At 58.2% G+C, this 24,717-nt stretch carries 20 protein-coding genes; 12 read left to right on the top strand and 8 right to left on the bottom strand.

From position 1 onward, the window contains the following. Positions 1 to 23: 23 nt before the first annotated feature. From galU to G5149_RS07405, 8 genes are all read left to right on the top strand, one after another. Positions 24 to 953 (top strand): UTP--glucose-1-phosphate uridylyltransferase GalU, encoded by a 930-nt coding sequence (galU, locus tag G5149_RS07440; protein WP_421212167.1) that lies wholly within the window; start codon positions 24 to 26, stop codon positions 951 to 953. A gap of 1 nt (position 954) precedes the next feature. Then, positions 955 to 2,061 carry a dTDP-glucose 4,6-dehydratase gene (gene rfbB, locus G5149_RS07435; protein WP_421212166.1) on the top strand — a complete coding sequence of 369 codons (1,107 nt, stop codon included), beginning with the start codon at positions 955 to 957 and terminating at the stop codon, positions 2,059 to 2,061. Continuing rightward, positions 2,061 to 2,948: a dTDP-4-dehydrorhamnose reductase gene (rfbD, locus tag G5149_RS07430; protein ID WP_421212165.1), complete on the top strand. Its 888-nt coding sequence runs from the start codon at positions 2,061 to 2,063 to the stop codon at positions 2,946 to 2,948. Before rfbB ends, rfbD begins: the two co-directional genes overlap by 1 nt. 112 nt (positions 2,949 to 3,060) lie before the next feature. Next, positions 3,061 to 3,939: a glucose-1-phosphate thymidylyltransferase RfbA gene (gene rfbA / locus G5149_RS07425; protein ID WP_421212164.1), complete on the top strand. Its 879-nt coding sequence runs from the start codon at positions 3,061 to 3,063 to the stop codon at positions 3,937 to 3,939. Positions 3,940 to 4,001: 62 nt separating this feature from the next. Then, the gene (gene rfbC, locus G5149_RS07420; protein ID WP_216979010.1) at positions 4,002 to 4,553 is read left to right on the top strand and encodes a dTDP-4-dehydrorhamnose 3,5-epimerase; all 552 of its coding nucleotides are present in this window, start codon (positions 4,002 to 4,004) and stop codon (positions 4,551 to 4,553) included. A 106-nt stretch (positions 4,554 to 4,659) separates the two neighbouring features. Then, on the top strand, positions 4,660 to 6,693 hold the full coding sequence (locus tag G5149_RS07415; RefSeq protein WP_421212163.1) for a capsular polysaccharide biosynthesis protein: 2,034 nt from the start codon (positions 4,660 to 4,662) through the stop codon (positions 6,691 to 6,693). A 7-nt stretch (positions 6,694 to 6,700) separates the two neighbouring features. Next, positions 6,701 to 8,035: a capsule biosynthesis protein gene (locus G5149_RS07410; protein WP_421212162.1), complete on the top strand. Its 1,335-nt coding sequence runs from the start codon at positions 6,701 to 6,703 to the stop codon at positions 8,033 to 8,035. A 60-nt stretch (positions 8,036 to 8,095) separates the two neighbouring features. Next, the gene (locus G5149_RS07405) at positions 8,096 to 8,602 is read left to right on the top strand and encodes a hypothetical protein (RefSeq protein ID WP_216979007.1); all 507 of its coding nucleotides are present in this window, start codon (positions 8,096 to 8,098) and stop codon (positions 8,600 to 8,602) included. Positions 8,603 to 8,918: 316 nt separating this feature from the next. Here the strand turns inward: G5149_RS07405 and asnB are convergent, their stop codons facing one another. The 4 genes from asnB to G5149_RS07385 form a co-directional block, all read right to left on the bottom strand. Beyond that, on the bottom strand, positions 8,919 to 10,583 hold the full coding sequence (gene asnB, locus G5149_RS07400; protein WP_005361356.1) for an asparagine synthase B: 1,665 nt from the start codon (positions 10,581 to 10,583) through the stop codon (positions 8,919 to 8,921). A 192-nt stretch (positions 10,584 to 10,775) separates the two neighbouring features. Continuing rightward, positions 10,776 to 11,144, bottom strand: a complete 369-nt coding sequence (locus G5149_RS07395) for a cupin domain-containing protein (RefSeq protein ID WP_421212161.1) — start codon at positions 11,142 to 11,144, stop codon at positions 10,776 to 10,778. A gap of 129 nt (positions 11,145 to 11,273) precedes the next feature. Then, positions 11,274 to 12,848 carry a cation:proton antiporter family protein gene (locus G5149_RS07390; protein ID WP_159158691.1) on the bottom strand — a complete coding sequence of 525 codons (1,575 nt, stop codon included), beginning with the start codon at positions 12,846 to 12,848 and terminating at the stop codon, positions 11,274 to 11,276. A 54-nt stretch (positions 12,849 to 12,902) separates the two neighbouring features. Continuing rightward, the gene (locus G5149_RS07385; RefSeq protein ID WP_005337281.1) at positions 12,903 to 13,652 is read right to left on the bottom strand and encodes an HAD-IIA family hydrolase; all 750 of its coding nucleotides are present in this window, start codon (positions 13,650 to 13,652) and stop codon (positions 12,903 to 12,905) included. Positions 13,653 to 13,850: 198 nt separating this feature from the next. On the opposite strand from G5149_RS07385, the gene G5149_RS07380 reads away from it, so the two are divergent. After that, entirely contained in the window at positions 13,851 to 14,915 is a 1,065-nt protein-coding gene (locus G5149_RS07380) for an adenosine deaminase (RefSeq protein WP_421212160.1), read from the top strand. A gap of 113 nt (positions 14,916 to 15,028) precedes the next feature. Here G5149_RS07380 and G5149_RS07375 read toward each other — a convergent pair whose 3' ends face one another. The 4 genes from G5149_RS07375 to G5149_RS07360 all read right to left on the bottom strand — a co-directional run bounded on the left by G5149_RS07375 (position 15,029) and on the right by G5149_RS07360 (position 20,243). Continuing rightward, positions 15,029 to 16,015 (bottom strand): zinc-binding dehydrogenase, encoded by a 987-nt coding sequence (locus tag G5149_RS07375; protein WP_337072959.1) that lies wholly within the window; start codon positions 16,013 to 16,015, stop codon positions 15,029 to 15,031. 146 nt (positions 16,016 to 16,161) lie between these two features. Further along, positions 16,162 to 17,283 carry an alkene reductase gene (locus G5149_RS07370; protein WP_216979002.1) on the bottom strand — a complete coding sequence of 374 codons (1,122 nt, stop codon included), beginning with the start codon at positions 17,281 to 17,283 and terminating at the stop codon, positions 16,162 to 16,164. 196 nt (positions 17,284 to 17,479) lie between these two features. Continuing rightward, the gene (locus tag G5149_RS07365; RefSeq protein ID WP_421212159.1) at positions 17,480 to 19,015 is read right to left on the bottom strand and encodes a TerC family protein; all 1,536 of its coding nucleotides are present in this window, start codon (positions 19,013 to 19,015) and stop codon (positions 17,480 to 17,482) included. A gap of 301 nt (positions 19,016 to 19,316) precedes the next feature. Beyond that, positions 19,317 to 20,243, bottom strand: coding sequence for a cation diffusion facilitator family transporter (locus G5149_RS07360; RefSeq protein ID WP_216979000.1), 927 nt, complete (start codon positions 20,241 to 20,243; stop codon positions 19,317 to 19,319). Between the two features lie 167 nt (positions 20,244 to 20,410). On the opposite strand from G5149_RS07360, the gene G5149_RS07355 reads away from it, so the two are divergent. From G5149_RS07355 to G5149_RS07345, 3 genes are all read left to right on the top strand, one after another. Further along, on the top strand, positions 20,411 to 23,482 hold the full coding sequence (locus tag G5149_RS07355) for an FAD-binding and (Fe-S)-binding domain-containing protein (RefSeq protein ID WP_421212158.1): 3,072 nt from the start codon (positions 20,411 to 20,413) through the stop codon (positions 23,480 to 23,482). Further along, positions 23,482 to 23,970, top strand: a complete 489-nt coding sequence (locus G5149_RS07350; RefSeq protein WP_236350386.1) for a hypothetical protein — start codon at positions 23,482 to 23,484, stop codon at positions 23,968 to 23,970. Before G5149_RS07355 ends, G5149_RS07350 begins: the two co-directional genes overlap by 1 nt. A gap of 168 nt (positions 23,971 to 24,138) precedes the next feature. Continuing rightward, a complete protein-coding gene (locus G5149_RS07345; RefSeq protein ID WP_421212157.1) occupies positions 24,139 to 24,600 on the top strand; it encodes a hotdog fold thioesterase in 462 nt (153 codons plus the stop codon). The last annotated feature ends 117 nt before the right edge of the window (positions 24,601 to 24,717 follow it).

Genomic DNA, 24,717 nt, shown 5'->3' with positions numbered 1-24,717 from the left:
CTATAACCTGCACGAGATAATATATGTCTAATCAACATTTTTCAGTACGTAAAGCGGTCATTCCTGTTGCCGGACTGGGTACCCGTATGTTGCCTGCCACCAAGGCTATCCCGAAAGAGATGCTGCCGATCGTGGACAAGCCGCTGATCCAATATGTGGTCAATGAGTGTGTGGCAGCGGGTATCAAAGAGATTGTACTGGTGACCCACTCATCAAAGAATGCTATCGAAAACCATTTCGATACTTCGTTTGAACTGGAGGCGACCCTCGAATCTCGCGTTAAACGAAAGCTGCTCGACGAGATACAGAATATTTGTCCGAAAGATGTGACCATCATGCATGTGCGTCAAGGAGAAGCCAAAGGATTGGGCCATGCCATTTTGTGTGCCTATCCCGTCATCGGTGACGAACCGTTCGCAGTTGTTTTACCCGATGTCATTCTGGATGAATATACTGCCGATCAACACACCGAAAATTTGGCTGCCATGTTGGTGCGTTACAAGTTGACTGGACAAAGCCAGGTAATGGTTGAACCCGTGCCACTGGCTGATACCGATAAATATGGGATAGCTGATTGTAATCAGGTCAAGTTACAGCCAGGTCAATCCGCCCCCATCACTGGGTTGGTTGAAAAACCGGATATTGACGAAGCCCCCAGCAACCTGGCCGTCGTTGGTCGTTATGTGTTGAGCAATAATATCTGGCCCTTGCTCAAAAAGACGCCTCCCGGAGCTGGTAATGAGATCCAGTTGACCGACGCGATTGCCATGTTGATTGAGCAAGAAACGGTTGATGCATTCCATATGACAGGGCTGTCCCACGACTGTGGTAATAAGGCTGGTTATATGAAGGCCAATATTGCCTATGGCATGAGGCACCATGAAATTGGTCAGTTTGTGACTGACTATATCAACTCCCTGACCTCACAAAAAATCGAAAAGGCTAGTGTTTAATATGAAAATCCTCGTGACCGGCGGTGCCGGCTTTATCGGCTCAGCCGTGGTGCGCCATATCATCCGTGATACCCAAGATTCTGTTATCAATCTCGATAAACTCACCTATGCCGGCAATCTGGAATCCCTGGCCGATGTATCGACAAGCGAGCGTTATGCGTTTGAGCAGGTGGATATCTGCAACCGTGCCGAGCTGGATCGGGTGTTTGCCCTGCACCAGCCGGATGCGGTGATGCACCTGGCCGCCGAGAGCCATGTTGATCGCTCCATTACAGGGCCGGCTGACTTTATCGAGACCAATATCGTCGGCACCTATATGTTGCTGGAAGCGGCACGCGCTTACTGGAACGGCCTGGACGAGGTACGCAAGGCGGCCTTCCGCTTCCACCATATCTCCACCGATGAGGTGTATGGGGATCTGCCCCATCCGGATGAAGTGGCTGCCGGTGAGCCATTGCCGCTCTTTACCGAGACCACACCCTACGCCCCCAGCAGCCCCTATTCTGCCTCCAAGGCTTCCAGTGACCATCTGGTGCGTGCCTGGCGCCGTACCTACGGTCTGCCGACTATCGTTACCAACTGCTCCAATAACTACGGCCCGTACCACTTCCCCGAGAAGCTGATCCCGCTGGTCATTCTTAACGCGCTTGATGGCAAGCCGCTGCCGGTCTATGGCAAGGGCGACCAGATCCGTGACTGGCTCTATGTGGAAGACCACGCGCGTGCGCTCTACAAGGTGGTGACCACAGGTGTGGTCGGGGAGACCTACAACATCGGCGGCCATAACGAGAAACAGAATCTGGAGGTGGTCCACACCATCTGCGATCTGCTGGACGAGATGGTGCCGAAGGCGGGCTCTTATCGTGAGCAAATCACCTATGTGGCGGATCGCCCCGGCCACGATCGCCGCTATGCCATCGATGCCAGCAAGATGAGCAGTGAGCTTGCCTGGCAACCGCAAGAAACGTTCGAGTCGGGTATTCGCAAAACCGTACAGTGGTATCTGGATAACCAGCAGTGGGTCAACAACGTGAAGAGTGGCTCCTATCAGTCCTGGATTGAGCAGCACTATTCTGCGATTGAACAGAATGATGGGGAGCGTGCCTGATGCATATTCTGCTGTTTGGCAAAAACGGTCAGGTAGGCTGGGAGCTACAACGCGCACTGGCGCCGCTGGGGCGTATCACGGCCGTTGATTTTGACTCCACTGACTATTGCGGTGATTTCAGCAACCCGGCCGGCGTAGCGGAGACTGTGCGCTTGGTGAAGCCGGATGTCATCGTGAACGCAGCAGCTCACACCGCAGTCGACAAGGCCGAGAGCGAGCGGGCGTTTGCCGAGCTGCTCAACGCGACCAGCGTGGCTGCGATTGCCAAAGAAGCGGAAGCCTTGGGTGCCTGGCTGGTGCATTACTCCACCGACTATGTGTTCGATGGCAGCGGCGAGCGTCCCTGGGTGGAAACCGATGCCACCGCTCCGCTCAACGTCTATGGCGAAACTAAGCTGGCTGGGGAACAGGGGGCGGCTCTCTGCGCTCGTCACCTAATTTTTCGCACCAGCTGGGTCTATGCCGCTCGGGGTGCCAACTTTGCCAAGACCATGCTGCGCTTTGGCAAGGAACGTAGCGAGATGTCGGTCATCAATGATCAGTTTGGCGCCCCGACCGGCGCCGAGTTGCTGGCTGATTGCACCGCTCATGCTCTCCGCGTAGCGCAGCGCAACCCCGAGGTCGCCGGGCTGTACCATCTGATTGCCTCCGGCACCACCACCTGGTTTGAATACGCCCAGCTGGTGTTTGCCAAAGCCAGAGAGGCCGGTGTTGAACTGGCGGTGACGCAGCTCAATGCGGTGCCGACCAGTGCCTTCCCGACCCCGGCTAAACGCCCCCATAACTCCCGCCTTGATACCGGCAAATTCCAGCGCACCTTCGATTTGGTGCTGCCGGACTGGACCGTCGGTGTGGAGCGGATGTTGACCGAGATCCTCGGTAAGTAAATCACTGGCCAGAGATGCGTTGAACGCCTCTCTGGCTGGCAGGGATAAAACAGAAAGGTGTGGCCGCAAGCCACCCTTTTCTTTTGCAATTTAAAAATAAGAAACAAGCATCATGACCAAACGTAAAGGCATTATTCTGGCCGGTGGCTCTGGCACCCGTCTCTATCCGGTGACCATGGCGGTGAGCAAGCAGCTGCTTCCCATCTATGACAAGCCGATGATCTACTACCCGCTCAGCACCCTGATGCTGGCGGGAATTCGCGATATTTTGATCATCAGCACGCCGCAAGATACCCCCCGTTTTGAGCAACTGCTGGGGGACGGCAGTCAGTGGGGCCTGAATTTGCAGTACAAGGTGCAGCCAAGTCCGGACGGGTTGGCACAAGCCTTTATTCTGGGTGAAGAGTTTATCGGGTCAGACCCCTGTGCGCTGGTGCTGGGGGACAACATCTTCTACGGCCATGACCTGCAGAAACAGTTGGAAGCCGCAGCGGCCAAAGAGAGTGGCGCGACCGTCTTTGCCTACCATGTGCATGACCCCGAGCGTTATGGGGTGGTGGAATTTGATAAGGCGGGTACCGCTATCTCTCTGGAAGAAAAGCCGTTGGAGCCCAAGAGCAACTATGCGGTGACCGGCCTCTATTTCTATGACAACAGCGTGGTGGAGATCGCGAAGAGCCTGAAGCCGTCGCCCCGAGGTGAGCTGGAAATTACCGATGTGAACCGTATCTACCTGGAGCAAGGCAATCTGTCGGTGGCCATGATGGGCCGTGGTTATGCCTGGCTGGATACCGGAACCCATGAAAGCCTGATTGAAGCGAGCAACTTTATTCAAACTATCGAGACCCGTCAGGGATTGAAAGTGGCTTGCCCGGAAGAGATTGCGTATCGCCAGAAGTTTATCAATGCCGACCAGGTGCGTGAACTTGCAGCGCCGTTGGCAAAGAATGCGTATGGACAATATCTGTTAAGAATGGTTGCCAAAGCCTGATGTGATATGGGGGAGGGAAAATACTTCCCCCATTAAAAATTGAAGCAAGTGTGGATAGACAGATGAATGTAATCAAGACAGCAATTCCAGATGTGCTTATTTTTGAGCCAAAAGTGTTTGGTGATGAGCGAGGTTTTTTCTTTGAAAGTTTCAACCACAAGTTGTTTGAAGAGGCGGTAGGGTATCCGGTGACGTTTGTGCAGGATAATCACTCCAAATCATCGAAAGGGGTGTTGCGTGGATTGCACTATCAATTGCCGCCCCATGCCCAGGGCAAGCTGGTGCGTTGTGTGGCCGGTGAAGTGTTTGATGTAGCGGTAGATATTCGGAAAAGCTCCCCGACCTTCGGGCAATGGGTAGGCGTTCACCTTTCTGGAGAAAACAAGCGACAGCTGTGGATCCCGGAAGGATTTGCGCATGGCTTTGTTACTCTGACAGAGACGGCCGAGTTTTTGTATAAAACAACCAATTACTATGCCCCCGTAAGTGATAGAGGCATTGCATGGAATGATGCCTCTATTGGTATTAAGTGGCCCGAGTTAAACGCGGATATCCTGACCTCTGCAAAAGATAGTACTGCCAAGTCATTAGCGACCGCAGACCTGTTTATCTAAATTACACTCCCTGCATTACTGCAGGGAGTCTTTAGTTCGCTGAGATAATATGGATTTATATACGGGTTCGAAAGGTATTCTTGCCAGAAAAAACAATATTGAACCTATGCTTGGTTGCTCATTACGTCATATGGCAGGGGCCGTCTCTTTCTCTGAAAATGATGTTTTAGTTGGCTGGGGCCAAAAAGCCAATACCAGGCAGATTAAGCAGAAGGCACAAGCGTTAGGGTTGTCCTATTGGCAGCTGGAAGATGGCTTTATCGGTTATATCGGTCATCCCGCCAGGGGGGGCAAGGCGGTCTCGTTGATCGCCGATCCTGTGGGGATCTATTACGATGCCCGCCAGCCCAGCCAGCTTGAGCAGTTGATTGCCGCCCCGTGCGAGCCACAGATGTTGGCACGGGCCGAGCGATTGATCAGTGAGTTGGTTCACCTCGGGATCACCAAATACAACTGTTATGCCACTGTGCCGACTCACGCTGCCAACCATGGCAGCGTGAGTCGTTTCGCCGCACAAGGGGGGGAGGGTGGCCTGCCATCGGCGCTGGCCGCGCGGTTGCAGCAGAGCGCCAAACCCAGGGTCCTGTTGGTCGATCAGGTGGCGGGAGATCTCTCCATTCCGGGGGCGCTGGCCAGTGAAGCTGATTTTGTGGCGATGGTGGAGGCGGCGCGCCGCAATCATCCCGATGCGCGCCTGCTGCTGCGCACCCATCCCGATACGCGCTTTGGCAAGAAAAGCGGTGTGCTGGCGCGCTTGCAGCTAAATGATGTTGAAGTGGTTGCCGAGCATTGTCATCCTCATGCGCTGCTCAATGCGGTGGATGCTGTCTATACAGTCTCATCCCAGCTTGGTTTTGAGGGGTTGTTGCTGGGCAAGCCGGTCTACTGCTTCGGTATGCCGTTTTATGCCGGTTGGGGGCTGACCCATGACAGCAAGCAGTGCGAGCGCCGCAACGTAAACGTGTCGCTCGCCCAGCTGGTCGCGGCAGCCTTGATTTGCTACCCGCGCTATCTGGACCCCGTGCTTGGCCAGCGTTGTGAAGTGGAAGAGGTCATTGCCATCATCGCTCGCCAGCAAAAGCCCGCTCCACGTTGGCGCAGGCTTTATCTGGTCGGTTTCTCGCTGTGGAAGCGCGCCTTTATGCAGGCGTTTTGTCATCACCTGGCCGAGGAGCTTTGTTTTGTTAGCAAGCCTCCCAAGCGGTTGACTGGTGATGAGCAGGTTCTGGTGTGGGGAAGTCGCTATCCCGAGCTGGTTTCAGCGATACGGGTCGAAGACGGCTTTATCCGCTCGAAAGGGTTGGGTTCCAACCTGTGCCGTCCTTCGTCACTGTCACTGGATCCGGTCGGCATTTATTTTGATAGCCGGACCCCCAGCGGGTTGGAGCAGTTGCTCAACTATCAGCAATTGACCGAGCCGGAGATTGAACGTGGCGAGAGGTTGATCTCGTTGCTTCGTCAACATCAGATCAGCAAGTACAACGTGGGGGAGATTCAACCCTATTCACCGCCCATGGATGGTCGACAACTGGTTTTGGTGGTGGGGCAGGTGGATGGTGATGCCTCTATTCTGACCGGTAGCCCGTATATTCGCAGCAACGAGCAGTTGCTCTGGGCGGTGCGAGCGGCCAAACCCGACGCTCATATTCTCTACAAACCGCATCCTGATGTGGTGGCGGGCAACCGTGGCGGGGCGATTTCTGCAGCTTGTCTGGCGGAGTGTGTCGATAGCCAGGTGCTGGATGTTGGCCTCACCAGTCTGTATCCCCATGTGGATGAGTTGCATACCATGACGTCGCTCAGTGGCTTCGAGGCGCTGGTGCAGGGAGTCAAAGTGACGACCTGGGGCCAACCCTTTTACAGTGGCTGGGGTCTGACCACGGATGCCAATCCGCCTGCTCGCCGTCAGCGCACGCTGCCTTTGTCAGCACTGGTCTATCTGACGCTGGTCGCCTATCCACTCTATCTGGATTGGCAAACCGGGCTCTGGATCAGCCCTGAGCAGTTGATCCACCAGTTGGCGACACAGGGACACTCATCAGCTCATAAAGCGAGCCGCTGGCAACGTTGGCAGCTCAAGCTCGGTTATTTGATCCAGACGCTCATGCAGCGCCCCTCTCTCTCCCCGTTTTTGAGATAAGTCGTTAATGAAGATTTTGTTACTGCAAGGACCGCTTGGTCCTTTCTTTCAGACCCTGAGTCGTCAGTTGACCGAGGCGGGACATCAGGTGGTGAAGATCCAGTTCAATGGCGGGGATGAGTGCTGGCCCTGTGCTGGAGAAAATCTGCGCTTTCGCGGCAAACCGGAGAGCTGGAACGCCTTCTTTCGCCGGGTGCTCAAGCAGCATGGTATTGATGCGGTGATCTGTTACGGGGATTGCCGTTACTACCATCTGGAGGCAGGTCGCATCTGCAAGCTGAAGCGAGTGCCATTCTGGGCAATGGAAGAGGGGTACCTCAGGCCTGACTATGTGACCCTTGAGCAAGGGGGGGTCAATGCCTTCAGCCCCTGGTATGAGCGGCGCGATCAACTTGCCCAACTGGATTGGCCTGAGCCTTATGACAGTTCACTCAAGGTAGGCAAGACCTTCGCCGTGCGCGCCTGGTATGCCAGTCGCTACCACATCAACAAGTCGTTGTATCGCTGGCGTTATCCCCACTTCGTCAATCATCGCCCCTGGAGTCTGGTGCAAGAGGCGATGGGGTGGGTTCGCGGGGCCATGGTGAAATATGGAAACGTGCGTCAGGATCGCGCCCTGCTCAAGGCGTTGCCCCGGCACGCTGGACGGATCTTTTTCGTGCCATTGCAAGTAACCGAAGACTTTCAAATCAGGGAGCACTCTGACTTGAGCGGGGTCGAGGAGATGGTTGCGCAGGTGATCAACTCGTTTGCGCAGCATGCCAAGCCTGAAGATATATTGTTGTTCAAGCATCACCCCATGGATCGGGGCTATGTCAGCTATCGCGCCCAGATCAATCGACTTATTGCCGTACTTGGCCTGGAGGGGAGGGTCTTTTACGGTTATGAACTGCCACTGCCGACCCTTTATCCCTTGCTCAAAGGGGTCATTACCATCAACAGCACGGTCGGCCTCTCCGCCCTGCTCCATGACGTGCCCACCTTTTGTATGGGACGGGCACTCTATGATATCGCCGGGTTGACCACCAAAGGCTCGCTGGACTCCTTCTGGCACAAGCAGAGCCCGGTATGTGCCGAGACATTCAAGCGGGTGCGCCACTCCTTGCTCCATCTGACCCAGCTCAATGCCAGTTTTTACCGTCATTTGAATATGAGTGCGCAGGCGGTCATGGAAAAAATGAAGCTTTCGAAGTCCTGTCTGGGAGATGGTGTTGTATCACCGGAACGCCGTATGAGAGTGAATAAAACAATGTGCCTTACATTACCCTGGCTGGCGACTCTCGACAGTATTACCGACCCGTTTACATCTGTGGGTTCAACCGTTCTGATGTTACTCGTTTGAAGTCTGCTGAACTTTGCGTTAGTTTGTTAGTGAGAGGTAAATAAAACCAGGAAGGTTAACATGAACATTCACGGTTGCTTGTTATCCATTGGGTTATTGGGGTTGCCGACTTTTTCCATGGCAGCTGATCATGATCTTTCACTGATTATTCACGGCGCATCTATTCACAGTCATTGCTCAAAAGGTACAGGAAGCAAGAGCAAGACCTGTGATTTTAATGGTTTTAACCCCGGGCTGGGATTGGCGTGGGTGTTCTTGGGTGACAGCGACACGGGGAAACTGGCGCTTCGCGGTGGTTTTTATCGAGATTCTCTTGAGAATACAGCAGGTTATGCCGGTGTCTCTTATCGAAAAGAGTGGTATCTCACCGAACATGTATTTGCCGGAGTTGGCATGGAGGCCGGTTATCTCAACGGTTCGGGTATTGATGGTTTTGCTGCATTACCGATGGTGACATTGGGTTATAAATCGGTTGCATTGGAAATAGGCTATGCACCCAAGGTTGATTGGGTACCAGGAGGAGACCATGTTGCGGTCACCACATTTACATTGCGATGGACGCTATAATAGCCCGGATATATTGCTGCAAGGTTTTAATTTGTAACTTTACCACGTACTTTTCATTCATGGTTGCTGAGAAATACACGCTTCTTGTTACTATCTATATATTAAAGGGCAAGTTTTTCTGAAAAAAATAGAAAGTTGAAGATCACTTTTTTATGTGGGCGACAATGATGTTGGATTTATTCAAGATGGAGTCAACAGCATATTTATTTATCAATGTTGATTGCGTCTGAATAATTCGGAAAATAAAAAAGCCCTTCACCATGGTGAAGGGCTTTTTGCTATCTGGCGTTAGCCGATGGGGTCGCCCCGCTCTGGTTTAGTAGCCCTGCTGGTGCACATCCATTACGGCGCGACCGGACGGGTCGGCCATCTCCTTGAACTTGGCATCCCACTCCAGCGCGGTGGGGGTGGAGCAGGCGACCGACTTGCCGTAGGGCACGGTGCGGGCGGCGGCTTCCAGCGGGAAGTGCTCGTCGAAGATGGCGCGGTAGAAGTAGGCCTCTTTGGTGAGCGGAGTGTTGATGGGGAAGCGGAATGCGGCCGCCTCGAACATCTGATCCGTCACTTCCTGCTCCACCATGGCTTTCAGGCTGTCGATCCACGAATAACCCACGCCGTCGGAGAACTGCTCCTTCTGGCGCCAAGCCACTTCGTGGGGCAGCAGATCCTCGAACGCTTCGCGCAGGATGTGCTTCTCGATCTTGCCCTTGCCGCACATCTTGTCGGCGGGCTGCAGGCGCATCGCCACGTCCATGAACTCCTTGTCGAGGAAGGGCACGCGACCTTCCACACCCCAGGCGGCCATCGACTTGTTGGCTCGCAGGCAGTCATAGAGGTGCAAAGAGGCAAGCTTGCGCACGTTCTCTTCGTGGAACTCGCGGGCATTGGGCGCCTTGTGGAAGTAGAGGTAGCCACCGAACAGCTCGTCGGAGCCTTCACCGGAGAGCACCATCTTGATCCCCATCGCCTTGATGTAGCGGGCCATCAGGTACATGGGCGTGGAGGCGCGGATGGTGGTGACGTCATAGGTCTCCAGGTGATAGATGACGTCGCGCAGGGCATCCAGACCCTCCTGCACGGTGAAGTGGATCTGGTGGTGGATGGTGCCGAGGTGATCAGCCACCTTGCGGGCGGCGGCGAGATCAGGTGAGCCTTCCAGGCCGACAGCGAAGGAGTGCAGTTGCGGCCACCAGGCTTCACTCTTGCCATCGTCCTCGATGCGGCGCGCCGCATAGAGCTTGGTGATGGCGGAGATAACGGAGGAGTCCAGTCCGCCGGAGAGCAGCACGCCATAAGGCACGTCACACATCAGCTGGCGCTTGACCGCCGCTTCCAGCGCGGCTTTCAGCTCCGCTTTGTCGCTGACGTTGTGCTCGACCGCGCTGTATTCCATCCAGTCGCGCTTGTACCACTGTTTGAGCTCGCCATCCTTGCTCCACAGGTAGTGTCCCGGCGGGAAGGTTTCGACGCTCTTGCAGACCGGCACCAGCGCCTTCATTTCGGAGGCGACATAGAAGTTGCCGTGCTCGTCGCGGCCGGTATAGAGGGGGATGATCCCCATGTGGTCGCGACCAATCAGGTAGGCATCCTGTTCGGCGTCATAAAGAATGAAGGCAAAGATGCCGTTGAGATCGTCGAGAAACGCCGGGCCCTTCTCCTTGTAAAGGGCCAGCAGCACTTCGCAGTCAGATTTGGTCTGGAACTGGAAGTCGACCTTGAGGGTCTTCTCCAGCTCTTTGTGGTTGTAGATCTCGCCATTGACCGCCAGCACATGGGTGCGCTCGGGGTTGTAGAGCGGCTGGGCGCCATTGCCCGGGTCGACGATGGCCAGACGCTCATGTACCAGAATGGCTTTGTCGGAGCTGTAGACGCCGGACCAGTCAGGCCCGCGGTGACGAAGTCGCTTGGACATCTCCAGCGCCGATTTGCGCAGGGCTACTGCATCGGACTTGATATCCAGAATGCCGAAAATTGAACACATTGGCGGTAATCCTCTTGATTTTTATATGAGCCCCCCACGTTTGGGCTCGAAATTCCATTTACATTCCTCGTCAGACACAATGCCTAGCGGAAAAACCTTTTGCAAGCGGGAAAACCGCAGAAAATCATGCCGTAAGCGTCAAGCGGATCAACAGGATAAGGGCTGCTGCAACGGGGCAGGGTGACGTGAACGTCAAGTCGAGGCGGGTTCGAAGATGACGTAGACCTTGCGACAGGGGGTGAGGGTCTCCCACTCTCCGACAAAACCGGCGGGAATGACGAATTGATCGCCGGGTTTGAGGGCCAGCTGGCCGCCCAGATTGTCGTGGATCACCACATGCCCCTCCAGCAGCTGGCAATACTCGTGTTCGGTGTAGTGGATGGCCCAGCGGCCGGGCTCGCAAGCCCAGAAGCCGACGTGAAACTGCTGGCGGGGGTCGGAGTAGTGGTTCCACACCGTCTGGCTCGGGTTGCCCGCTTTAATGCGCTCGGGGGCGGGCATCAGCGGGGTAGGGGCCGCCTCGTGGCGGTCGAGCAGGATCCAGTCGTTGAGGGTCTTCATGGTGCCTCCTTGGCTTCGGCAGATAGGAACGCGGGGCCATCCCGGCCCGCGTTTGTTTGTTTTATTAAACGAGGTTGTGCATAACTTAAACGATGCGCATTCCCTTGCCAAGGGCTGCTGGCCGACGACTCAAAGCGGCTGCAAGCGGCGGATCACATGACGGGCAAAGCCGCTGCCCGCTTCGTTGTAGACGTTGAACACCGCATCCACCCCCTGCTCCTGCAAGGAGGCTATATCATCCTCGAAGCGGACGATGGCAGCGATCTTGCCGTTGAACCCGTGGCTGCGCAGCTTCTCGATGGCGTAGAGATTCCCCGAGTGGTGGGGCATGGCCAGCAGCACCAGATTGACCTGATTGGAGAGCAGCACCTTGTCCCAGAAGTCGGTATCGGTGGCATCCCCCTCGATGACGTTCATCCCCTGGGCACGCAGGGTGGGCAGCTTCTCGCTGTCGTTCTCCACCCCGAGGATGACGTTGCCGTACTTGTTCTCCAGCTCGAAGTAGGCCCCCTGACCGATCCGCCCCATACCGAGGATGATCACCTCGGCATCGCCAAGCTCTATGGGTCTGTCTTCCGGATGGAGGTTGCTCGCTTGCAATCCTCGCAGCCAGTGGCCGATGCGGTGGTAAATGCGCTCGCTCTGGGCATTGAGGGGGGCAGAGATCATAAAGCTGGCCGCCAGTGCCAGCGAGACCGCCACCAGCCACTCGTGGGAGAGCCAGCCCGCCTTGGCGGCGATGGCGGCGACGATCAGGCCAAACTCCGAGAAGTTGGTGAGCGCCAGGGTCGAGAGCAGCGCGGTGCGCACCCGCAGGTGAGCGCCGCTGTAGACCAGATAGTAGAGCGCGCTTTTGAGCGGCAGGGCCAGTACCAGCGCCAGTGCCAGCAACATGGTGTCGTGGGTCGGCAGACCGTTGAGACCGATGGTGAGGAAGAAGCAGATAAGAAACAGGTCTTTGAGGTTGAAGAGCGCCTTGGCAAGGCCCGCTGCTGCCGGATGAGAGGCGAGCATCATGCCGATGATCAGCGCCCCGAGATCCGGCTTGAGGCCGACCACTTCAAACCCGGCCGCCCCCACCACCAGCGCCAGAAAGACCCCGAACAGCACCTGCAACTCGCCGTGACCGGCCCGCTCCAAGAGCTTGAACAGCAGCGGGCGCAGCAGCGGCAGCCCCAGTACCCAGAGCGCCCAGATGCTGGGCCACTTGCCGCTGGAAAACGCCAAAAAGGCCACGGCGAACACATCCTGCATGACCAGCACGCCGATGGCGATGCGGGCGTAGAGGGCATTCATGTCGCTGCGATCTTCCAATACCTTGACCGCAAAGACGGTGCTGGAGAAGGAGAGGGCAAAGCCCAGCAGAAGCGCCAGTTTCCAGTCAAGCGAGAGGGCAAGTTCAAGCCCCAGCCCCTTGCAGACCAGCAGCACCACAGTAAAGAGCAGGGTGGAGAGCAGCAGGTGCAGGCTGGTGGTGCCCCACACATCGCGCCGCATCAGGGTCTTGATATTGAGCTTGAGACCGATGGTGAACAGCAGCAGGGTGACGCCGAGATCGGCGACTTCGCTCAGGGCGGGGGTATTTTCATATCCCATGCCGTTGAGGATAAAACCGGCGGCCAGAAAGCCGAGCAGGGGGGGCAGGCCAATCAGATTGACTACCATGCCGCAACCAAAAGCCACGGCGATCAGAATGGGTTCCATAACAGATCCTGCAAGGGCAGGAGAGACCTGCCCTGTTTAACGCTTGGGTGGTGATTAGACGATATCGATATCGACCACGGAGTCGAAAATATGGTTCGGGCGAAACGGCATGCGGTCGATATCGGCGACCTTGCTCACCCCGGAGAGCACCAGCACCGTCTCGAGACCGGCCTGAAAGCCCGCCAGAATGTCGGTGCGCAGGTTGTCGCCGATGATGATGGTGTCGTCGGAGTGGGCCTCCATCCGGTTGAGCGCCGCACGGATGATCCAGGCGCTCGGCTTGCCGACATAGAACGGCTTCTTGCCGGTCATCCGCTCGATGGGGGCGCACAGGGCGCCGCAGGCCGGGTGCATCATGGGGCCGTGGGTATCGGGGTTGGTCGCGATAAAGCGGGCCCCCTGATCGACGAACTTGGCCCCCTGTTGCATCATGGTCCAGTTGTAGTTGCGGGTCTCGCCTACCACCACGAAGTCGGGGTCGATATCGGTGATGGTGAAACCGGCTTTGTAGAGCTCGTGGGTCAGCGCCCCTTCACCGATCACATAGGCCTTCTTGCCATCCTGACGCTTGAGGAAATCGGCAGTACCCATGGCGGAGGTGTAGAAGCATTCCTCCGGCACTTCGATACCTGCGGAGCGGAAGCGGTTTTGCAGATCTTTCTGGGTCTGGGCCGGGTAGTTGGTGAGGAACAAGAGCTTGCTGCCCTGCTCCAGCAGGCGATGGACGAAACGGTCAGCACCTGGGATGAGATCGTTGTTGTGCAGGATGACACCGTCGATATCGCAGATGACGTTCTTCTTCATGAAAACTCCTTGTCAGGGCGCAGGCGAGCCGCCAATCGGTAAGATGTTCAATCATTTATGATTTTTGTGACGCCATTATAAGTCTGTTTGATGACAAGTCTCCCCTGTCTCGCCACTTGGGTGCACAATAAAGTTGTCATGGTGTCAGTCTGGTGGAGGGGCTGACGCCGGGATCACTTTGCTGCTGGAGCCGTCGCTATGGACACCCCGATTCCCAAGCCCGTCACATCCGAACACCTCACCGCCGCGCAATTTATCGCCGGACTGCCGAAACTGGAGCTGCACCTGCATATCGAGGGCAGCCTCGAACCCGAGCTGATGTTTGAGCTGGGCCGCCGCAATAACATCCCGCTGCCCTGGCCTGATGTGGCCAGCGTGCGCGCCGCCTATGATTTTGACTGCCTGCAATCCTTTCTCGACCTCTACTATCGCGGCGCCAGCGTGCTGGTGACCGAGCAGGATTTTTTCGACCTCACCTGGGCCTATCTTGAACGTTGCGCTGCTGACAAGGTGGTGCATGTGGAGATCTTCTTTGACCCGCAGACCCACACCGCCCGCGGCGTCCCCTTTGCTACTGTGCTGGGCGGTATCGAGCGGGCGCTGCAGACTGGGGAGCGGGAGTTTGGCATCAGCTGGCGGCTTATCATGAGCTTTTTGCGCCACCTCAGCGAGGATGAAGCGTTCGCTACGTTGGCAGAGGCTATGCCCTTCCTGTCGCGCATTCACGGCATCGGCCTCGACTCGGGGGAGAGGGGCAATCCGCCGACCAAGTTTGCCAGGGTCTTCGCCAAATGCCGCGAGCTGCGGCTGCCGGTGGTGGCCCACGCCGGCGAAGAGGGGCCTGCCGACTACATCTGGCAGGCGATCAACGAGCTGCAGGTATGCCGTATCGATCACGGAGTGCGCTCGGCCGATGATCCCGAGCTGCTGCGCTATCTGGCCGATACCCGCTTGCCGCTTACCGTCTGCCCCCTCTCCAACACCCGGCTCAAGGTGTTCGGCAATATGGCCCAGCACAATGTGCTGCGGCTGCTGGAGCAGGGGCTCTGCGTCACCATCAACTCGGACGACCCCGCCTACTTTGGCGGCTATATGAATGCCAACTTTGCGGCGCTGGCCGATGGCCTTGGCGCGACCATGAGTCAGCTATGTCGCTTGTCGCTCAATGCGGTGGAGGCGAGCTGGCTCTCTCTGGCCGACAAGGCGCGGCTGACCAGGGAGATCCGCATTTATGCCGCGACTCACGGGGTGATCCTGCATTGAGTCAGGCGCCAATGAAGTCGAGATGACATGCAGTAGATATAAAGAGAGGCCCGCCATCACTGGCGGGCCTCTCTTATTTTAAAGGCTGGTGTGATTTCTGGAGGAGGGCTGTATTACGCCACTCGCACCAGAAACTTCTCGCCCTGTCCTTCGCGCTTGAAGCGCTCGAGCTGGGTAGGCAGTGCCTCAAAGTCGCCGACCACCAGCGGCGGCAGGGTCAGCTCGCCGCTCGCCATCTGCGCCATCATGGCGACCCCGGCGGCGACCAGTCGGCTCCACTGTTTGTCCGAGCCAAAGGCGTGCTGGGCACCCAGTGCAATCTCGTGTAACGAGTGGCAATGGGCAAAGGCGGGCAGCGGATTGTGCGGGATGCGCCCCAGCACAGTCACCATATGGCCGTAGTAGCCAAGGGCGGGCAGCAGGCTCTCCGCCTGTTGGCTCGAGACCAGATCGATGATCCCCTCGAACGGCTCGTTGCCGTTGGCGGCCTGCAAGGTGGCCAGCCAGTCTGGTTCCCGATAATCGGCCACCCCCTGCACGCCGATCTGTTTGAGCCACTGATGGTGGCGTGGGCTGGCGCTGGCAAAGACCCGCGCTCCTTGCTGGAGGGCAAGTTGCACCGCAAATCGGCCGACACTGCTGCCGGCACCTGTGATGAGCAGTGCTTCCCCGTGCAGGCGCGGCAGCTTGGCCAGTGCCTGCCAAGCGGTGAGACCGGGACAGGGCAGGGCGGCGGCGGCCTCGTCACTCAGGGCATCGGGCACCGGCAGCAGGGCACGGGCCGGTACCCTGGTGTGGCGGGCAAAGCTGCCGTGGTGGCGCAGGTCGGTGTGATAGGCGACCCGGGCACCGAGGCGCAGATGGCTGACGTTGGCGCCGAGGGCCATGATAGTGCCCATGCCATCAACGCCGGGCACCTGACCGTCCTGCCAGTGGGAGTGGCCATATTCGATCAGCTTCCAGTCCACCGGATTGAAGGCGATAACCCGGTTTGCCACCAGCACCTCGTCAGGGGCGAGCGGTGCCAGGGGCAGATCGGCGAGGGTCAGCTGGGTCGGTTCACCGGGGGCATGCCAGCACCAGGCTTGGGTGTGATTCATGGTGACTCCTTGTGAAAGCGAGGGGAGATAACAACGAGATCATTGCAACAGCAATATAGAGAAACTGCCACTGCTGCGAATGGGCAACAATACGGCAGGCCCCAACCTGTGGGGCCTGCGTTACATGGCTGGTTGGCCATCGGCAATCAGCTGCTGGTGGTTGCGTCCTCGGCCTGATAGACGGGGTAGTCGGTCAGCCCTTTCTCGCCGCCGCCAAACAGGGTGGCCGGATCGTGGGGGGCCAGCGGATAGCCGTGGCGCAGACGGTTCGGCAGATCCGGGTTGGCAACGAAGGGGCGGCCAAAGCCAATCATGTCGGCCCAGCCCGCTTCGAGGGCGGCGCGAGCCCGCTTGCCATCATATTTGCCGGCATAGATCAGGGTGTTGGGGAAGGCATCCCGCAGACCCTGCTTGAAGTTCTCCGGCATCAGGGGGGCATCGTCCCAGTCCGCTTCGGCGATGTGCAGGTAGACCACGTTGAGCTGGCCCAGCAGGCGGGCGGCGGCCAGATAGGTCTCCTGCGGGTTGGCATCCACGGTGCCGTTGAGGGTGGTGAGTGGCGCAAGACGCACCCCGACCCGATCGGCGCCGATTTCGCTGCTGACTGCCTCGGTCACCTCTTTGAGGAAGCGCAGCCGGTTTTCCAGCGATCCGCCGTAGCTGTCGGTGCGGGCGTTGGATTCGGAGTCGAGGAACTGGTTGATCAGATAACCGTTGGCAGCGTGCAGCTCGATGCCGTCAAAACCGGCGCTGATGGCGTTGCGAGCCGCCTGACGGAACTGGCCCACTACCGCATCGATATCGGCTTGGGTCATGGCGCGCGGGGTGACGGTCTCGACAAAGCCCGGCACATCGCTGCCGTTATCGACGAACACCTTGACGCCCACTGCGGGCAGGGCTGAAGCGGAGATGGGCTGGGCACCGCCGATGTTGTCCGGATGGGTGACCCGGCCCACGTGCCAGAGCTGGGCGAAGATAGTGCCTCCCTTGGCGTGCACGGCATCGGTTACAAGCTTCCAGCCAGCGATCTGCTCTGCGCTGTAGATGCCCGGCGTCCAGGCATAGCCCTTGCCCATGGGGTCGATTTGGGTGCCTTCGCTGATGATCAGGCCCGCCTCGGCGCGCTGGGCGTAGTAGCTCGCCATCATGGCGTTGGCCACATCACCGGGCTGACTGGCACGGGAGCGGGTCATGGGGGGCATGACGATGCGGTTGGCAAGGTGCAGCTGGCCGAGGCGCAGCGGGCAGAACAGGTGATCGTGGCTCATCTTGAGTTCCTCATGGTGGAAGTGAGGCCACTTTATGCCGCCATCTTGTTGTGAAAAAGAGGGGTAATTGCACAAGAGAATTGTGCTTGATGCAGCAATCAGTGCGACCCGCCAGGAAAGGAGGCGTTGAGGCATAAAGTTGAAGCATAAAAAAGAGGACCGTCTGGCCCTCTTCTGTTTTCTGCCGGTGGCTGGCTCAAGCCGCGGCGGGCATCACTTTCACCCGCTCGATGCGCCGCTCGCTCACCTCGATCACCTCGAAGTTGAGCTGCTGCAGTTGCAACTGCTGACCCGGGGTGGGCAGGGTGCCGAAGTGGGAGAGCAGCATGCCGGCCAGGGTCACGTACTCGTCGCTTTCGCTCACCAGCCCCTCGTGCTCCAGCACCTGTTCCACATGGTGGATGTTGGTGCTGCCGTTGATCAGCCACCCTTCGCCATCGCGCACGATATCCGGGGTTTCGTCCTCGTCCGGCAACTCGCCGACGATGGCCTCCAGCAGATCGTGGGTGGTGACCAGCCCCTGGATCACGCCAAACTCGTCGGAGACCAGAATAAGGCTCCCCTTGGCTTTGCGCAGCTCCGCCAGCAGCTTAATCACGTTGATGGTCTGCGGCACGATAATGGGGTCGTTCTGCTTGGCCAGTTCGCTCAAGGATTGCCCTTCGTTCAAGGCAAACAGCAGGTCGCGCGCCTTGACCACCCCGATCACCTCGTCCAGATCCCCGTCACAGATAGGGAACAGGCTGTGGGGCTCGCGCTGCAGCAGGGCACGGATTTCGTCGCTGGAGTCGTTGATATCGATCCAGGCCATCTCGGAGCGCGGGGTCATGATGGTGCGAATGGAGCGCTCGGCCAGCGACAGCACGCCGGTCACCATATAGCGCTCCTCCTCGCCAAAGCTGAGCGGTTCGGCAGGTGCGGCATCCAGATCGTCATCCGGTCTGTCCTGATACGCCTTGCTCCCCATCAATTTGAAGATGGCGGCGGTGGTGCGCTCACGCAGGGGCAGCTTGGATTCGTGACGCATGGCGCTGCGCTGGGCCAGCTGGTTGAAAAACTCGATCAGCACCGAGAAGCCGATGGCTGCGTAGAGGTAGCCCTTCGGAATATGGAAGCCAAATCCTTCCGCCACCAGGCTGAAGCCGATCATCAGCAGGAAGCTCAGACAGAGCACCACCACGGTGGGGTGGGCGTTGACGAAGCGGGTCAGCGGCTTGGAGGCGAGCACCATCACCACCATGGCGATGGTCACGGCGGCCATCATCACGCCAAGGTGTTCCACCATGCCGACGGCAGTGATGATGGAGTCGAGCGAGAAGACCGCATCGAGCACCAGAATTTGGGCGATCACCACGCCAAAACTGGCGTAGGCGCCGACCGGGCCGTCATCCTGGGGTTTGGCTTCCAGTCGCTCATGCAGCTCGGAGGTAGCCTTGAATAGCAGGAACAGGCCGCCCCCCATCAGGATCAGATCCCGACCGGAGAAGGGGTGATCCCACAGGTGCAAAATCGGGGTGGTAAGGGTAACCAGCCATGACATGATGCTCAAGAGCCCAAGTCGCATCAGCAGGGCCAGCGACAGGCCGATAATGCGCGCCTTGTCCCGTTGGGCGGGGGGCAGTTTTTTCACCAGGATGGCGATAAAGACCAGGTTGTCGATCCCCAGCACGATTTCCAGAATGATCAGGGTAAACAGACCAATCCAGATGTGGGGATCCAGCAGCAATTCCATTGTATGACCTCAATAAAAACAGACAGAGCAGAGAGTGATCACGGCGCACGATGGCCGCAGTAACAGCAAGGCAAAGGTGTTATTCAGAGGCGCTGATGAAGCAGAAAAAGATAGGCTTTGACAGAGAGAGACGAAGGGCAACTTCGGGGATTGTCCATGATGGGCAATAAAACCTCGGGTGAAAAATGAGCCCTGATGATAGCGGCTGGCGCCGATTTGGCAAGAGCCGCGTCAGTGGGCGTCATCGGGGGTTGTGATGCGACAGGGGGAGGCGGCCGTGTCGCGCTCCCCCGTGCGGTCGTTACAACCAGCGCTTTTCGCGGGTGAAACAGACCGACAGCCAGGCATCGCCAAGGCTATCGCCGAGGCGGGACCAGAGCTCCTGGCGCAGGGCATCCTGCCGTTCGACCGGCCACTCCTGGCCCGGTGCCACCAGAATGTTCAATTCCAGATCGAAGCGGCGCCCGCTCTTGGCCAGATGGCTGTAGCACTCGACGCCATGGCGCTGGCGCAGCGCCTCGACTTCGCTCTCGACCAGTTGGGAGACATCCCCTCTGGGGGCAATTTTCAGCACTTCCCGCAGGTTGCGACCGAGCACCTTGATGGGAATGAGGGTGGCACAGAGGGCCAGCAGCGAGACCAGCACCGGGTCTATGTAGCGGTTGTATTGGCCGTAGCCGATGGCATCGAGGCCGATGGCAACCACAAAGCCAATCAGCAGAGTGGCGCTGAGCAGGGTATCCACCAGCCACTCCTTCGAGTCGACCCTCACCAGTTCGGAGTCAACCTGCTCGGCGACCTGGGCTTCAATCCGGTAGAGGATGGCGCAGAAGAAGGTGGAGACAACGGCATAGATAAGGGCGTGGCCGAGATCGATCTCCCGTCCGCCAGCAAGCAGGGTGGTGACGCCGTTGTAGAGTGCCGCCAGACAGAGCAGCAGAATAATGGAGCCGTTGATGACGTTGGCGATGGGCTCGAAATGAGCGTAGCCATACTGGAAGCGGTCATCGGAGGGGCGGGTAACAAGATAGGCTGTGATGAGGCCAAGGCCCGTCATGCCCATGCTGAACAGGGTGAAAATACCATCGAGCATGATGGCATTGGAGCCGACGAACAGGCCGTAGCTGATGCCGAAGATGGCGAAAGTGATGCAGCCAAACAGCGACAGGGTGAGTGCCTGCTTCTCTGTGGTGACCAGCGTACTGATAACATGGCTGTGGTGAGCCATAAAAGTCCTCCTTTCAAATGGTTAATATTGCTACGCGCAAGGGGTTTTCTAGCTGATATACTGCCCGCTCACATGTGAGCGGACTGGCCTGATTGCCATTGATAGGCGAGGGGCCAGTCGTAGTCGCCGGGGTGCCGGCATCAAGCAAAATAAGGGAACAAGGATTCATGATCCCGAGACTCGATTACCAGGACAGTTTGTCACCCACAACCCTGTCGTTCCTAGAGTTGCTAGGGCGCAGCGCCTTTCGTGGTGATATCGAAAAGTCTTATGCAAGCCGGTTGGCGATGGCGACGGACAACAGTGTCTATCAGGTAGTACCTCAAGCGGTTCTCTATCCGCGCAGTGCGGATGACATAGCAGTGATGCTCAAGCTGGCGGCTGAGCCGGCGTACCACACTCTGAGTTTTTTCCCTCGCGGTGGCGGTACCGGCACCAACGGTCAGTCATTGGGCGGCGGCATTATCGTCGATCTCTCCCGTCATATGAACCAGATCATGGAAATTAATCTGGAAGAGGGGTGGGTACGCGCCCAGGCCGGGGTGGTGAAAGACCAGCTCAATGCCTATTTGAAGCCTCACGGCTACTTCTTCTCGCCGGATCTCTCCACCTCCAACCGCGCCACTCTGGGTGGCATGATCAACACCGATGCCTCGGGGCAGGGCTCGCTGGTATACGGCAAAACCTCGGATCACGTGCTCGGCCTCAAAGCCGTGCTGGAGAATGGCGACCTGATGGCGACCGAACCGCTGACCGGCGAGCGACTGGCCGACAAGCTGGCGCTGGAGAATCGGGAAGGGGAGATCTATCGCACCCTCTATCGTATCGGCAAGGAGCGCCGAGCCGACATCGAGGCGACCTTCCCCAAGCTCAACCGCTTTCTGACCGGCTACGATCTCAAGCACCTCTATCAACCCGATACCGACACGCTGGATGTGAGCCGGGTGCTGTGCGGATCTGAAGGGTCTCTCGGCTTTATCACCGAAGCCAAACTCAATATCACGCCAATCCCGCGCTACCGCACCCTGGTCAACGTCAAGTACGACAGTTTCCCCTCCGCCCTGCGCAACGCCCCCTTTATGGTTGAGGCCCAAGCGCTGTCGGTGGAGACGGTGGATTCCCGGGTGCTCGGGTTGGCCCGCGCCGACATCATCTGGCATTCGGTGAAAGAACTTATTCAGGATGTGCCCGGCAAGGATCTGCAGGGGCTCAACATTGTCGAGTTTGCCGACACCGACGAAGCTGCGCACAAGGCCAAGGTAGCTGAGCTATGCCGCCGTATCGACGCGCTGCTGGCCAAGGGTGAAGCCGGGATCATCGGCTATCAGGTGTGTGATCACCTGCCGAGCATCGAGACCATCTACGCCATGCGCAAGAAGTCGGTGGGGCTGCTGGGCAACGCCGAAGGGCGCAAGAAGCCTGTGGCCTTCACCGAAGATACCGCGGTGCCGCCAGAGTCGCTGGCTGATTTCATCATGGAGTTTCGCGCCCTGCTGGACGCTCACGGCCTTGACTACGGCATGTTTGGCCACGTCGATGCCGGTGTGCTGCACGTGCGCCCGGCGCTCGATTTGTGCGATCCCGAGCAGGAGGTGCTGCTGCGCCGCATCTCCGATCAGGTGGTGGCGCTCACCGCCAAATATGGCGGCCTGATGTGGGGTGAGCACGGCAAGGGTTTTCGTTCCGAATACAGCCCCGCCTTCTTTGGCGAGCTGTGGGAAGAGCTGCAGCGGGTCAAGGGGGCGTTCGACCCGGCCAACCGCATCAACCCAGGCAAGATCTGTATCCCCTACGGTAGCGGCGCCGAGCTGGTGTCGGTGGATGGCCCCAAGCGTGGCAAGTATGACCGCCAGATCCCGCTCGCGGTGCGCACCAGCTACACCCGCGCCATGGATTGCAACGGCAACGGCCTCTGTTTCACCTTCGAGACCGATTCCCCCATGTGCCCCTCGGTCAAGATCAGCCGCGATCGCCGCCACTCCCCCAAGGGGCGGGCGGGCCTGATGCGTGAATGGTTGCGTCAGTTGGCGGAGCAGGGCTTCGACCCGCTGGCGGAAGAGGTGGCGCTGCAATCCGGTGGTGTGCGCTTCAAACAGCTGGTGGACAAGGTGCGCAACAGCTGGGCCAAACAGCGCGGCGAGTATGACTTCTCCCACGAGGTGATGGAGGCGATGGCCGGCTGTCTGGCCTGCAAGGCGTGCACCAGCCAGTGCCCGATCAAGGTGGATGTGCCCGATTTTCGCGCCCGCTTTATGCAGCTCTACCACGGCCGCTACCTGCGCGCCCCCAAGGATTACTTCGTCGGCACGGTGGAGAGCTATGCGCCGCTGCTTGCCAAGGCGCCGAAGCTGGTCAACTTCTTCCTCGAAAAAGAGTGGGCCCAGAAGGCGACCGAGAAGAGTATCGGCATGGTCGATGTGCCGCTGCTCTCGGTGCCTACCCTTGCCGAGAGCCTGCACGATAACCGCGCCCGCTATTTTGATCTGCCGGGACTGGAGCGGATGAGCGTCGAGCAGCGCAAGCAGGTTGTGCTCATCGTGCAGGACCCCTTCACCAGTTATTACGACGCCCCTGTGGTGCGCGACCTGGTGAAACTCGCCAGCAAGCTCGGGTTCCAGCCCTACCTGCTGCCCTTCAAGCCCAACGGCAAGCCCCAGCATATCAAGGGGTTCCTGCGCGCCTTTGCCCGTACCGCCGCCAACAGCGCCCAGTTCCTCAACAAGGTGGCGGCGCTTGGCATTCCCATGGTGGGGGTGGATCCGGCCATGGTGCTTTGCTATCGCGACGAGTATGCCAAGGCGCTGGGGTCGGCCCGCGGTGATTTTCAGGTGTTGTTGCCGCAGGAGTGGCTGCTCTCGCTGCCGGCAGATCAACTGCCTGCTAGCGCCAACAAGACCAAGATCGAGGAGGGGAGTGAGCCCTGGTATCTGTTTGCCCACTGCACCGAGAAGACCGCCAAGCCCTCCACTCACGGTGACTGGAGCACCCTGTTTGGCCGCTTCGGGGCCAGTTTGCAGCCGGTCTCTGTGGGGTGTTGCGGTATGGCGGGCACCTATGGTCACGATGTCAAACAGGTGGAGAACTCCAAGGGCATTTATGGGTTGAGCTGGGCTGACCCGCTCGCCCGCCTGCCCAAAGCACGCTGTCTGGCGACCGGCTATTCCTGCCGCAGTCAGGTCAAGCGGATGGAGGGGGAGAAGCTAAAACATCCATTGCAAGCCCTGTTGGAGCTGCTCTGATGCTGCGTTTCCCCAAGCGGTTTCGGGTGCCAAAGGCCTATCGGCATCCGTGCTTTTTGTTGTTGCCCGCGACCCCCGCTCAGGCGGTAGCGGAGTTCGTCGCCATCCTGCGCGAGCGTGAGCAACTGCATCAACTGTTTCGTCTGAATGATGTCTGGCCCTCTGCCAATTTCAGCTTGAGCCAGCACGAAGGGGATCTGGAGTGGCAGCAGTCGGAATTTCTGGCCAAGCGCTCCTTTGCCTATGGCCTCTGGAGTCCGGATCGGGAGCCTGAGTTTTGGGGAGGCGTCTACCTCTATCCATCGGTGCTGCCGGAGGTGGAGGTCGAACTCTTCTTCTGGAAGGTGGCCGAGGCGCCCATCGCTGATGAGGAGCTGGAGACGCAGTTGCGCGAGTGGCTCGCCAGTGTGTGGCAGTGGCCAGAACCCCGCCTACCGGGACGAGATGTGCCCTGGGCTGAGTGGCCCGGCGTTACCTACCCTTGGTGACATCCCGCTTAAGGGCATGATTGTGTAACATGCAGCTCCGGGTCGGGGCTGCGTTGTTACCACGTCACCCGGTAACCAACCACTCAAATAACTGAAACATTTTGCCGATGGAGGGCGTTTCACTCATATCGCTACGCATTCATCGCTTACATAAGGAGTCTGCTCGCAATGAGTCACGATATTGCGCCCATCTGGCGTAAGCCTATGAGCCTTGAGGGGCTCAACGCCACCTCTCGCAACACCCTGATGGCCCATCTTGATATCCTCTACACCGCCTTTGGCCCAGACTGGCTGGAAGCGACTATGCCGGTGGATCATCGCACTCACCAGCCTCTTGGCATGCTCCATGGCGGCGCGTCTGTGGTGCTGGCAGAAACCTTGGGATCGATTGCCGCCAACATGGCAGTGGGGCCAGATAGTTATTGTGTGGGGCTGGAGGTTAATGCTAACCATCTGCGGGCCAAGCGGGAAGGGATGGTGACCGGGCGTTGCTCGCCGCTCCATCTGGGGGCAACAACCCAGGTGTGGCAGATTGAAATTCGGGACGAACGTGAGCGTTTATTGTGCACCAGCCGACTGACCATGGCGGTGCTCAAACACAAGCGGGGCAAGGACTCCAGCGAGGAGTGATCTGCAATAACGCACTATGAGTGCAAAATAAGCAAGCCATACTCGTCAGATCCCTCTATAATTGCCAACGTCTTGAGAGGCTTATCACATTTTTCAAGACAGCAGAACAAAGTGGCG

This window comes from Aeromonas sp. 600479, assembly GCF_049175515.1.
GTDB lineage: Bacteria > Pseudomonadota > Gammaproteobacteria > Enterobacterales > Aeromonadaceae > Aeromonas > Aeromonas veronii_A.
The sequence above is the reverse complement of the archived record's forward strand: the minus strand, read 5'-3'. Positions and strand labels throughout refer to the sequence as shown.

What these genes read in the sequence shown, in the direction of transcription:
- G5149_RS07360 (WP_216979000.1), bottom strand. Translation starts at nt 20,243, where the DNA reads ATGGCTCACCACAGCCATGTTATCAGTACGCTGGTCACCACAGAGAAG.
- G5149_RS07350 (WP_236350386.1), top strand. Translation starts at nt 23,482, where the DNA reads ATGCTGCGTTTCCCCAAGCGGTTTCGGGTGCCAAAGGCCTATCGGCAT.
- G5149_RS07365 (WP_421212159.1), bottom strand. Translation starts at nt 19,015, where the DNA reads ATGGAATTGCTGCTGGATCCCCACATCTGGATTGGTCTGTTTACCCTG.
- G5149_RS07410 (WP_421212162.1), top strand. Translation starts at nt 6,701, where the DNA reads ATGAAGATTTTGTTACTGCAAGGACCGCTTGGTCCTTTCTTTCAGACC.
- G5149_RS07375 (WP_337072959.1), bottom strand. Translation starts at nt 16,015, where the DNA reads ATGAATCACACCCAAGCCTGGTGCTGGCATGCCCCCGGTGAACCGACC.
- galU (WP_421212167.1), top strand. Translation starts at nt 24, where the DNA reads ATGTCTAATCAACATTTTTCAGTACGTAAAGCGGTCATTCCTGTTGCC.
- rfbD (WP_421212165.1), top strand. Translation starts at nt 2,061, where the DNA reads ATGCATATTCTGCTGTTTGGCAAAAACGGTCAGGTAGGCTGGGAGCTA.
- rfbA (WP_421212164.1), top strand. Translation starts at nt 3,061, where the DNA reads ATGACCAAACGTAAAGGCATTATTCTGGCCGGTGGCTCTGGCACCCGT.
- G5149_RS07395 (WP_421212161.1), bottom strand. Translation starts at nt 11,144, where the DNA reads ATGAAGACCCTCAACGACTGGATCCTGCTCGACCGCCACGAGGCGGCC.
- rfbB (WP_421212166.1), top strand. Translation starts at nt 955, where the DNA reads ATGAAAATCCTCGTGACCGGCGGTGCCGGCTTTATCGGCTCAGCCGTG.
- G5149_RS07355 (WP_421212158.1), top strand. Translation starts at nt 20,411, where the DNA reads ATGATCCCGAGACTCGATTACCAGGACAGTTTGTCACCCACAACCCTG.
- G5149_RS07390 (WP_159158691.1), bottom strand. Translation starts at nt 12,848, where the DNA reads ATGGAACCCATTCTGATCGCCGTGGCTTTTGGTTGCGGCATGGTAGTC.
- G5149_RS07415 (WP_421212163.1), top strand. Translation starts at nt 4,660, where the DNA reads ATGCTTGGTTGCTCATTACGTCATATGGCAGGGGCCGTCTCTTTCTCT.
- asnB (WP_005361356.1), bottom strand. Translation starts at nt 10,583, where the DNA reads ATGTGTTCAATTTTCGGCATTCTGGATATCAAGTCCGATGCAGTAGCC.
- G5149_RS07385 (WP_005337281.1), bottom strand. Translation starts at nt 13,652, where the DNA reads ATGAAGAAGAACGTCATCTGCGATATCGACGGTGTCATCCTGCACAAC.
- G5149_RS07380 (WP_421212160.1), top strand. Translation starts at nt 13,851, where the DNA reads ATGGACACCCCGATTCCCAAGCCCGTCACATCCGAACACCTCACCGCC.
- rfbC (WP_216979010.1), top strand. Translation starts at nt 4,002, where the DNA reads ATGAATGTAATCAAGACAGCAATTCCAGATGTGCTTATTTTTGAGCCA.
- G5149_RS07370 (WP_216979002.1), bottom strand. Translation starts at nt 17,283, where the DNA reads ATGAGCCACGATCACCTGTTCTGCCCGCTGCGCCTCGGCCAGCTGCAC.
- G5149_RS07345 (WP_421212157.1), top strand. Translation starts at nt 24,139, where the DNA reads ATGAGTCACGATATTGCGCCCATCTGGCGTAAGCCTATGAGCCTTGAG.
- G5149_RS07405 (WP_216979007.1), top strand. Translation starts at nt 8,096, where the DNA reads ATGAACATTCACGGTTGCTTGTTATCCATTGGGTTATTGGGGTTGCCG.